Genomic DNA, 10,063 nt, shown 5'->3' on the forward strand with positions numbered 1-10,063 from the left:
ACCGGCATGGCCGAGCCGCAGCATGGCCTGGTCAAGCTGGCGGTGTCGCTGCTGGCCGCTGGCCCGGCGCGCATCGCCACCATGCATGAGATGGAAACCGCTGACGGCGCACTGATCCTGGGTGAGGATGTCTCGGCTACCTCGCCGCGCATGAGCCTAGCACTCCGCCAGATCAAGCGTACAGCCTTCAACAAGGCTGCCGATCAGGCCCGTGTCCCTCACTGGATGGACGCCTCGGTGCGTACGCTGGGTCAGGACACGATCTCGCCGCTCTTCGTGGTGTCGCCCACCGTGACCGATCTGGACGGTTTCGCGCAGGACGCCATCCGCGCCATGCCGGAAGATGCCGCGCGTCTCGGCTTCGCCATCGCGCATCGCATCGACGCTTCGGCTCCCGATGTGGCTGGTCTCACCGAAGCCGAGGCGGCTTCCGCTTCGCTCATTGCTGAAGCCCTGCTGGCTGCCGAGAAGCCCCTGCTGGTTTCGGGCCTGCAATACGCTTCGGCTGCCCTGCTTCAGGCAACGGCCAACATTGCCTCTGCTCTGGCTGCCAAGGGCAAGACGCCGCTCATCAGCTTCGTCCTGCCGGAAGCCAACTCGATGGGCCTCGCGCTGATGGACGGGCTCTCGCTCGACGAGATCGCCGCTCGCGCCGCCGATGCCACGCTGATCGTTCTCGAAAACGATCTGAGCCGCCGCCTCGATGGTGCGCAGTTCGAGGCGCTGGTGGGGAGCGCGGCCAACCTCGTGGTGCTTGATCATTCGGTCACCCCGACGGCCATTCGCTCTCAGGTCACCTTCCCCTCGGCAGCCTATTCCGAGACAGACGGCACGCTGGTCAGTGCCGAGGGCCGCGCCCAGCGCTTCTTCCAGGTGGTCTATCCCGACGCCCCGCTTCAGGCGGGCTGGCGCTGGATTGCCGATATGGCGCAAGCCGCTGGCCTCAGCCATGTGCAGCCCTGGGGCAAGCTGGACGATCTGATCGCCGAGATTGCCACGACGATGCCGGTTTTCGCCCGTATCCCCGAGGCAGCACCGGGTTCGGACTACGAACTCGAAGGCACGCCGCTGCGCAGCCAGACGCATCGCGTCAGCGGACGCACGGCCATTCGCGCCAATATCAGCGTGCGCGACATTCCGCCGCCGAGCTCGCCCGACACCCCGCTGCATTCCACAATGGAAGGCTCCTACAGCACCGACATGCCCGGAACGCTCGTGCCGTTCTATCAGGTGCCCGGCTGGAACTCCGAGCAGTCGCTGAACCGCTTCCAGCAGGAAATTGGCGGCAAGATGCGCGGTGGTGATTGCGGCGTGCGTCTGGTGGAAGGGGTGGCCAATGCGGCAGGCTCCTATGCCATGGACGTGCCGTCGGCTTTCGCTCCGCGTGCCGGTCAGTTCATGCTTTTGCCGGAAGCCCGTGTATTCGGCACGGATGAAATGAGCATGATGGCCCAGCCGATTGCTGAGCGCGCCGCCCCCGCAGTGGTGCGTATCGGCGGTACCGTGGCCACGGGTGCTCAGGTTCGTCTGTCGCTGAATGGCGAAGTGTTCACGGTCGATGCCGTCTCTGACTCTTCTCTTCCCGAAGGTGTCGCCACATGCCCGCCGCATATGGTGTCCCGCTCCTGGTCGGCACCGGGCTGGGTTTCTCTTGAAATCATGGCGCCTGCCGAGCGTATTGGAACGGAGAGCGCGGTATGATGCCCATCGTGTGGCCAATTCTTGTGATCGTCGTGACCGTCTTTGGCGTTCTCGGCGTCGCAGCGGTCTCGACCATGCTGGAGCGCCGCCTGCTTGGCGTGTTCCAGGATCGCCCCGGCCCTAACCGCGTCGGCCCGTTCGGCCTGTTTCAGGTCATCGCCGATGCGATGAAGATGCTGTTCAAGCAGGACTGGATTCCGCCTTTTGCGGACAAGCCGGTCTTTCTTGTTGCGCCGATCATCGGCTTTCTGGCCGTTCTGCTCTGCTTCGGCGTCGTGCCCATCACCCCCATCTGGGGTGTGGCGGGCGAGCTGAATGTCGGCCTGCTCTTCATTTTCGGCATGCTGGGCCTTGGCGTCTATTCGGTGGTTCTCGCCGGGTGGTCGTCCAACAACAAATACGCCCTGCTTGGTGGCATGCGTGCCGCCGCCCAGATGATTTCCTATGAAGTGTTCATGGGCCTGTCGGTCATGGGCGTTGTCATGGCGGCCGGTTCGTTCAGCATTCGCGACATCGTGGAAGCCCAGACCCATTGCTGGTTCATCATCCCGCAATGCCTGGGTGCCGTGATCTTCCTGCTTGCCGGTATTGCTGAAACGCATCGTCTGCCTTTCGACTTCCCGGAAGGCGAAAACGAAATCGGTGCCGGCTTCCATACCGAGTATTCGGGCATGAAATTCGGCATGTTCTACCTTGCCGAATATGCCGGTGTCGCGCTCAGCTCGGCCTTGATCACCACGCTTTACCTCGGTGGCTGGCATGGCCCGTTCCTGCCGCCCTTCCTGTGGTTTGCGATCAAGGTTTTCCTGCTGATCTGCTTCTACATCCTGCTGCGCGCAGCACTGCCCCGTCCTCGTTACGACCAGCTGATGTCCTTCGGCTGGAAGGTGCTGCTGCCGCTGTCTCTTCTTAACATTCTGGTCACCGGCGCGGTCGTTCTGCTGCGCGCGGGCGTCTGAGAGGGGGCGCGCCATGCTTGGTATTCTCCGCACCATATGGATGACGTTCCTGCACATGTTTCATCGCAATGAAACGGTGCAGTATCCGGACGTCAAACCGTACCTGTCCCCCCGCTATCGCGGTCGTATCGTCCTTACCCGCGATCCGAGCGGCGAAGAGCGCTGCGTGGCCTGTAATCTGTGCGCCGCGGCCTGCCCGGTAGATTGCATCAGCCTGCAGAAAGGCGAGAAGGAAGGGCGCTGGTATCCGGAATTCTTCCAGATCAATTTCTCACGCTGCATCTTCTGCGGTTTCTGTGAGGAAGCCTGCCCGACCTACGCCATTCAGCTTACGCCCGATTTCGAGATGAGCGAATATGTGCGCCAGAACCTGGTTTACGAGAAGGAAGACCTCCTGATCAGCGGACCCGGCAAGGTACATGATTACAGCTTCTATAATGTGTCGGGGCTCAAGATCCCGGGCAAGAACAAAGGTGAAGCCGAAAATGAAGCCAAGCCTATCGACATTCACGCACTGATGCCCTGATCATGAATATCATGCTTGAACTCTATGGGCTGATCGCCATCGGCGCGACCGCGTTGGCGATTACCCGCACCATCCCCGTTCACGGCCTGCTTTACCTTGTCGTGTCGCTTCTGGCGCTTGCCTGCATGTTTGAAGAGCTGGGCGCGCCTTTTGCCGCCATGCTCGAAATCATCGTCTATGCCGGCGCGATCATGGTCCTGTTCGTGTTTGTGGTCATGATGATCAATCTGGGCCAGCCCGACCAGCTTCGTGAAAAAGGCTGGTTTGCCGGTGGCGCCTGGATTGGCCCCAGCGTGATTTCGCTGCTGCTGATGGGTCTGCTGGTCTATGGCGTGAGCCACAACACCATGGCGGTGGGCACCGTTGGCGCGCCTATCGGCCCCAAGGCGGTCGGTCTGACGCTTTACGGCCCCTATATCCTGACCGTCGAGCTCTCCTCGTTCCTGCTTCTGGCAGGGCTTGTGAGCGCCTATCACATCGGCCGCCGGATCGGAGGGAAATCCTGATATGACTGCTGCCGATCCCAATGGCGCGCTCATTGTCGCCGTCATACTCTTTTCACTCGGAGCGTTGGGCGTCCTTGTACGCCGCAACCTGCTCTTCATGCTGATGTCGACCGAAATCATGCTCAATGCCGCTTGCCTCGCGTTCATCGCGGCGGGCAATCGCTGGCATATGGCGGATGGTCAGGTCATGTTCATCATGGTGGTCGCCTTCGCTGCTGCGGAATCCGCAGTTGGCCTGGCCATCATCCTGCGCATGCATGCAGCCGGACGCTCCACGCTAGATGCCGATACCGGCAATAGACTGGGGGGTTAGTCTCGTGGCCATGCTGCTTCCGCTTGTTATTTTCTGCCCCCTGGCGGTCTCCATCATCCTGATGCTGACCGGGGGCAAGCTTCCCGCACGGGCAACGACGCTTCTCGTCGGTGCCGGTATGGGGCTTTGCGCGCTTTTCGCCGTCATTTCGGCCTATAGCTTCCTTTCCGGCCCGGACTCGCTCGGTTCGCTGCACGTCGTGCTGTGGAACTGGATGAATGTCGGCTCCTTCAACGCCCAGATCGCGCTTACGCTCGACCGGCTCTCACTGGTCATGATGCTGGTGGTGTCCTGCGTCGGCTTCCTCATTCTCGTCTATGCCTGTGCCTACATGTATGACGACGAGGACATCGCGCGTTTCTTCACCTACATGACCCTGTTCGTTGCCTCCATGCTTCTGCTGGTGCTGGCATCGGATCTGCTGGGCGTGTTCATCGGGTGGGAAGGTGTGGGCCTTTGCTCCTATCTGCTCATCGGCTTCTGGTATGGCGAACAGGCCAATGCCATCGCCGCGCGAAAAGCCTTTGTGGTTACGCGTGTGGGCGATGCGCTGTTCCTGCTGGGTATGCTGCTGATGGCAACAGCCGTCGGTTCGCTGGACATCCCGACGCTTCTGGCCGTCGGCCCCCATGCCGCACCGCGCACGCTGACACTGGGCATGTTCCTGCTGCTGGGTGGTGCGATGGCCAAATCGGCCCAGGTGCCGCTCCAGACCTGGTTGCCTGATGCCATGGCCGGCCCGACGCCAGTCTCGGCGCTCATCCATGCCGCGACCATGGTCACGGCGGGTGTCTATCTTCTGGCGCGTCTGCATGGTCTGTTCGTTCTCACGCCGCTGGCGATGTTCGCCTGCGCCATTGTGGGTTTCGTGACCATTCTGCTCGCTGCGGGCAGCGCTCTGGTCCAGACCGACATCAAGCGCATCCTCGCCTATTCCACCATGAGCCAGCTTGGCTACATGTACCTCGCGCTCGGTTGCGGCGCCTGGCATGCTGCCATGTTCCATCTCGTCACGCATGCCTTCTTCAAGGCTCTGCTCTTCATGGCGGCGGGTTCGATCATCCTGCGCGTCCATCATGAGCAGGACATCTTCAAGATGGGTGGTCTGCGCAAGGACATGCCCTGGGTGTTTGCGGCATTCCTTATTGGTTCGGCTGCGCTGGCGGGTCTGCCGCTGATCACCGCCGGTTACTTCTCGAAAGAGCTCATTCTGGGCAGCGCCTATGATTTGAGCCCGATCTTCTGGGCCGGTGCGCTGTTTGGTGCCTTCCTGACCTCCATCTATATCTTCCGCTGCGTGTTCATCGTGTTCTGGGGCGGTCATCGCACCCATGCACATGGCAAGTCGGGCATCGCCATGGCCCTGCCCATGGGGATCCTGTCCGTGCTCGCCATTGCGGGTGGCTGGATGGAAATGCCGGATGCCATCGCACACGTGCATATCTTCTCCAATCTTCTTTCCCCCGTGCTCGGTGCCCTGCCTGAAGAGCACAATACCAGCCTGCTCATTCTCGGCTCTCTCGTGCCGATTGCCGGCGTGACCATCGCCTGGACGCTGTGGCGCCCGAAAGGCGAAGCACCGGTTGCTGCCGAAAGCCCTGCCATTTCGACGCTGCGCGCCGACTGGGGTTTCGACACGCTGTATGACCGGGTTTTCGTACGGCCGTTCATGGTGCTTGCCCATCTGAACCGTCGTGATTTCATCGATCGTTTCTATGATCTGGTTGCAGCCCTGACCCAGGGCGGTGGATACGCTGTTGCGAAGCTGCAGAGCGGCCAGGTGCGTCGCTATGCCGGCTGGATCGCAGCAGGAACGGTTGCAGCTCTTTGTCTGGCGGTATGATGATGTTGGCACTTCCCGCTCTTGTTCTGATCCCCTTCATCGGGGGTCTTGCAGCCTGGCTTGTCGGGCTGCGCGGCGCCTCGCGCGCGGCATCGGTTTCCTCACTCATCACGCTTGTGCTGATGGTGATCCTGCTCGCGCAGGTCACACTCAGCGCGTTGTCAGGCGGTGCCAGCGCCGGGGGATGGCTTGGCCATTTCTCCATGGCCTGGGTGCCGATGCTGGGCATCAATGTCCGGCTCGACATTGACGGTCTGAGCCTCGTCATGCTGTGGCTCAACGCGCTGATCTCCCTGCCTTGCGCGCTGCTCAGCGCACGCAACGTGGCAGATCGCGCAGGCCTGTTTCACTTCCTGCTGCTGGCGACGGTGGCCGGGATCAACGGCGTCTTCATGGCGACCGACCTGTTCCTGTTCTTCTTCTTCTGGGAGCTGATGCTCCTGCCGCTCTTCGGGGTTATCCTGATTTGGGGTGATGCAGGGCGCCAGCGCGCTGCGCTGAAATTCTTCCTGTTCACGCAGGGAAGTGGCCTGCTGATGCTGCTGGCCATCCTCGGGCTCGTAATCGTCAACGCCCAGCGCACGGGCGTCATTACGTTCGACTACTTTGCCCTGTCACAGACGGCGCTCATTGCGCCTATCGCCCCGGTGCTGATGCTCGGCTTCTTCATCGCTTTTGCGGTCAAGCTGCCTATGGTGCCTTTCCATTCGTGGCTGCCAGACACCTATGCGGCATCGCCCGCCGCTGCGAGCATTCTGCTTTCGGGTGTTCTGGCAAAGACAGGTGGCTATGGCCTGATCCGCTTCGTGGTCATGCTCTTCCCCGGTGCTGCGGCGCATCTCGCACCCATCGCCATGACGCTTGGCGTGGTCGGTATTCTGTACTGCGCATGGCTTGCCGTGGCGCAGGACGATATCAAGCGCCTCATTGCCTATTCCTCCATCAGCCATCTTGGTTTCATCCTGCTGGGTGTGTTCTCGGGCACACGCATCGGTATGGAGGGTGCCATCGCCCAGATGGTGGCGCATGGTCTCAGCACGGGCGCTCTGTTCGTGATCGCAGGGCTTCTGGAAGATCGTCTGGGGACGCGTGACATGTCGCGCATGGGTGGGCTCTGGCCTGCCATGCCGCAGTTCTCGGCACTGGCCATGTTCTTCGCCGCGGCCTCGCTTGGCCTTCCGGGGCTGGGCAACTTTGTCGGTGAGTTCTTGGTGCTCATGGGCACATGGCAGGTCAGCCATACCATGACGTTCTTCGCAGCGGCTGGTCTGGTGCTGTCGTCGGTCTACTCGCTCACTATGATGCTGCGCGTCTTCTATGGTCCGAAAAAGACCGATGCCGTGGCACCGCTTGGTGCGCCTTCCGTGCCGCATCTCGCTGTCCTTGGTGTGGCAGCCCTTCTTCTCCTTGCGCTTGGCGTCTATCCGCAGCCGGTTCTCAACCTGTCGGCACCGGCCAGCCCCCATGTCGTGAGCATCGCTCAGGAGCAGGCCCAGTAATGTCTTTCTCGTTCCTCCCCAATGCGGTGCTGGTGCTGTGCCTCGGAAGCCTGGTGCAGCTCGCAGCCATCTCCTGGCGGCGTCATGTCGTTCGTGATGCCATTCTGTGCGTGATCGTTCTTCTGGCATCGCTGGCCTCGATCATGCTGCCGACCGTGCTCGTCATGACGGGTGCCACCCCGCTTTTTGCCCCCGATACATGGGCCTCTTTTGCCGGTGCGCTGATCATTCTCTCCGCACTGGCAATCGTGCTGATGTCGCGCCATGGCGCCATCAGTGCTGACCCGAGTGTGAACAGCGAGTATTTCCTGCTGCTCACACTGGCCACACTGGGTGGCGTGGCCATGACCGGCGCGGTTCATTTCGTGTCGTTCTTCCTTGGTCTCGAAACGCTCAGCCTGGCCCTGCTTGGCCTGATCGCGTTCCACAACCAGCGTCTCGACGCCGGTGAAGCCGCGATGAAGTATCTGCTTCTTTCGGGTGTCGCATCGGCCACGATGGTGTTCGGTTTTGCGCTGATCTACGCCGAGACCGGATCGCTGCGCTTTGCAGCCCCCGATCTCAGCCATGTTCCCGAGCCGATCATTGGTGTGATGGGGGTTATCCTCATCCTGTCAGGCATGTTCTTCAAACTGTCTGCCGTGCCGTTCCATCTCTGGCTGGCCGATGTGCTTGAAGGCACGTCCGTACCGGTGGCCGCCCTGGTCGCCGTGACATCCAAGATCGCGCTTTTTGCGGCCATGCTGCGCTACTTCTCCGCCGTCAATCTTTATGCGCCCAGCGCACAGGTGAACGAGATCCTGATCGTGGCCGTGCTCAGCATGCTGGGTGGTAACCTGATGGCCGTGGTGCAGACGGATCTGCGTCGCCTGCTTGCCGGGTCGTCCATCGCGCATGTGGGCTATCTGCTGGTGGCCTTCCTGTCACCGGGGCCGTTCGGCGTGGCTTCGGCTGCCTTCTACCTTGCGGCCTATGCGATCTCGACGCTTGGCGTGTTTGCCATCATGAACGGTGTGCTGCCCCAGGGTACTGATATCCGTGAATGGCACGGGCTGTTCCGTCGCAAGCCTGCTGCAGCGCTGGCCATGTCGATCATGCTGATTTCGCTTGCAGGTATTCCCCCGGCAGTCGGCTTCTTTGCGAAGTTCTATGTGGCCGCTGCGGGCGTTTCGGCCCATCGTACGCTTCTGCTCTTCGTCCTGATCGCCAGCAGCACGATCGGTCTGTTCTATTATCTGCGCCTGATCCTGATCATGCTGACGCCTGCGCCAGCAGATCGCGAGACCCGCGCGGAGCTGACGGCGCCTACGCCGGTCAATGCAGCACTGATCACCGTGCTGGCCTGCGCCACCATCCTGCTGGGCATTTGCCCGAGCACGCTGGTCCAGCGCAGCCAGTCTCTGGTTGTGGCCCCGCCTCTCCCCGCGGCGCCAGCAACCTTGCCCTGACGAAGGCTCTCCCGAACTGGCGACTAAATGGCCGCCAGTTCAGAAAGTCGATGAAAGCTACATGTCCGTCGGGCGTGCAGCTTTTTTTATGCGCATTGCCCGGTCGGGAGAGGTATCACCGGGTCATGAGTTCCGCCCCCATTCGCAAAGGCTGGTGTCCAGCACTTCATGCCCCGATGCAAACGCATGATGGCTGGCTGGTGCGTGTCACCCCGGACCCCACAGGACTGAACCCCGAGCAATCGGCCTTTCTGGCGGATTATGCCGCGCGTCATGGCAATGAGCGCATCACGCTCACCCTGCGCGGCAACCTCCAGCTTCGGGGGCTCGATCATCAGGCCGCGCTCGATTTCACGTCGCGTGCTGTGGCGCATGGTCTGGGCCTCGCGGCACCACAGCAGGAAGCACGCCGCCGCATCCTGTTTGCATCGCCTCTGGCTGGTCTCGATCCCGATTGCGCTGACGATACCTTGGCTCTCGCGCATGAAATCACGCATGCGATGCAGGATTTGCCGCCCTCATGGCATCCGCCGGAGAAATTCAGCCTTGCTGTCGATGGTGGTGGACTGGTCCCCTCAGGGGCGCTGCGGGGTGATCTGGCCCTGCGCCACGAGGCAGGAGCGTGGATTTTGTACGAAGGCGCCCTGAGGCATCAACCGGACAGGACAGATCTGGTCGATGAAGTGCTGGCGGCGCTCCAGCGTTCTGCGCATCGGGCCGTTGCAGATCGGGCATTGCATCGGGCGGCACCATTTAGAGGGACGATACCGCCCTTGCTTGGTCCCTTCCTGCCCGGGTGTTTTGGTGCTGTGGCGGTGCTGGGGGAAATCAGTGCCCAGACTCTTGCCTCCATCGCTTCTGCCGGCGCAGCGATACGGCTGACACCCTGGCGCGGGCTGGTGCTTGATCGCCCTGTCGCAGCCCATGACCTGATAACCGACCCTCAGGATAGGCGAGCGGATCTCGTCGCCTGTCCGGGCGCAGGGCGCTGCGCACAGGCCCATGCGCCAACACAACGCGATGCGCTGTCGCTGGTGACTGAACTGCGCGGCAGACGGCTCCATGTCTCGGGATGCGCCAAGGGATGTGCTTCGCACGGTATTCATGATGTGACTCTGGTGGCGGGGCCAAAAGGATATGATCTCGTCTGGCAGGGGAGTGTCTCTGATCAACCTGCCGAGTCTGGTCTTGACATCGAGGACGTGCGAAGGCGTTTGCGTCGGGCATGACAGGAAGAAACGAGATGGCCCATGACCGGGGGGAGCGCA

Annotated in this window: 9 protein-coding genes; all 9 read left to right on the top strand. The window is 61.6% G+C overall.

All coding sequences use genetic code 11. The features are described from left to right. A partial coding sequence (locus tag P792_RS39075; RefSeq protein ID WP_161630851.1) for a molybdopterin-dependent oxidoreductase occupies window positions 1-1,701 on the top strand: 1,701 nt, incomplete at its 5' end. Continuing rightward, complete coding sequence (gene nuoH / locus P792_RS31995; RefSeq protein WP_031241233.1) at window positions 1,698-2,660, top strand: NADH-quinone oxidoreductase subunit NuoH; 963 nt, start codon at window positions 1,698-1,700, stop codon at window positions 2,658-2,660. The genes P792_RS39075 and nuoH, both read left to right, overlap by 4 nt. A 13-nt stretch (window positions 2,661-2,673) precedes the next feature. Then, on the top strand, window positions 2,674-3,186 hold the full coding sequence (nuoI, locus tag P792_RS32000; RefSeq protein ID WP_023979429.1) for an NADH-quinone oxidoreductase subunit NuoI: 513 nt from the start codon (window positions 2,674-2,676) through the stop codon (window positions 3,184-3,186). A 2-nt stretch (window positions 3,187-3,188) separates the two neighbouring features. Continuing rightward, window positions 3,189-3,692 carry an NADH-quinone oxidoreductase subunit J gene (gene nuoJ / locus P792_RS32005; RefSeq protein WP_023979430.1) on the top strand — a complete coding sequence of 168 codons (504 nt, stop codon included), beginning with the start codon at window positions 3,189-3,191 and terminating at the stop codon, window positions 3,690-3,692. Window position 3,693: 1 nt separating this feature from the next. Further along, a complete protein-coding gene (gene nuoK / locus P792_RS32010) occupies window positions 3,694-4,005 on the top strand; it encodes an NADH-quinone oxidoreductase subunit NuoK (RefSeq protein WP_023979431.1) in 312 nt (103 codons plus the stop codon). Between the two features lie 10 nt (window positions 4,006-4,015). Beyond that, entirely contained in the window at window positions 4,016-5,848 is a 1,833-nt protein-coding gene (nuoL, locus tag P792_RS32015; protein WP_031241234.1) for an NADH-quinone oxidoreductase subunit L, read from the top strand. Further along, window positions 5,845-7,347: an NADH-quinone oxidoreductase subunit M gene (locus tag P792_RS32020; protein WP_338107079.1), complete on the top strand. Its 1,503-nt coding sequence runs from the start codon at window positions 5,845-5,847 to the stop codon at window positions 7,345-7,347. The genes nuoL and P792_RS32020 overlap by 4 nt, the downstream gene beginning before the upstream one ends. Continuing rightward, on the top strand, window positions 7,347-8,795 hold the full coding sequence (locus tag P792_RS32025; protein WP_023979434.1) for an NADH-quinone oxidoreductase subunit N: 1,449 nt from the start codon (window positions 7,347-7,349) through the stop codon (window positions 8,793-8,795). The genes P792_RS32020 and P792_RS32025 overlap by 1 nt, the downstream gene beginning before the upstream one ends. Before the next feature lie 125 nt (window positions 8,796-8,920). After that, the gene (locus P792_RS36115; protein WP_023979435.1) at window positions 8,921-10,024 is read left to right on the top strand and encodes a hypothetical protein; all 1,104 of its coding nucleotides are present in this window, start codon (window positions 8,921-8,923) and stop codon (window positions 10,022-10,024) included. Window positions 10,025-10,063: the final 39 nt, after the last annotated feature.

Source organism: Asaia sp. SF2.1 (assembly GCF_000505765.1).
Classification (GTDB): domain Bacteria; phylum Pseudomonadota; class Alphaproteobacteria; order Acetobacterales; family Acetobacteraceae; genus Asaia; species Asaia bogorensis.

Excerpts from the sequence above, each read along its gene's own strand:
- nuoH (WP_031241233.1), top strand. The coding sequence starts at position 1,698 with ATGATGCCCATCGTGTGGCCAATTCTTGTGATCGTCGTGACCGTCTTT.
- nuoI (WP_023979429.1), top strand. The coding sequence starts at position 2,674 with ATGCTTGGTATTCTCCGCACCATATGGATGACGTTCCTGCACATGTTT.
- nuoJ (WP_023979430.1), top strand. The coding sequence starts at position 3,189 with ATGAATATCATGCTTGAACTCTATGGGCTGATCGCCATCGGCGCGACC.
- nuoK (WP_023979431.1), top strand. The coding sequence starts at position 3,694 with ATGACTGCTGCCGATCCCAATGGCGCGCTCATTGTCGCCGTCATACTC.
- nuoL (WP_031241234.1), top strand. The coding sequence starts at position 4,016 with ATGCTGCTTCCGCTTGTTATTTTCTGCCCCCTGGCGGTCTCCATCATC.
- P792_RS32020 (WP_338107079.1), top strand. The coding sequence starts at position 5,845 with ATGATGATGTTGGCACTTCCCGCTCTTGTTCTGATCCCCTTCATCGGG.
- P792_RS32025 (WP_023979434.1), top strand. The coding sequence starts at position 7,347 with ATGTCTTTCTCGTTCCTCCCCAATGCGGTGCTGGTGCTGTGCCTCGGA.
- P792_RS36115 (WP_023979435.1), top strand. The coding sequence starts at position 8,921 with ATGAGTTCCGCCCCCATTCGCAAAGGCTGGTGTCCAGCACTTCATGCC.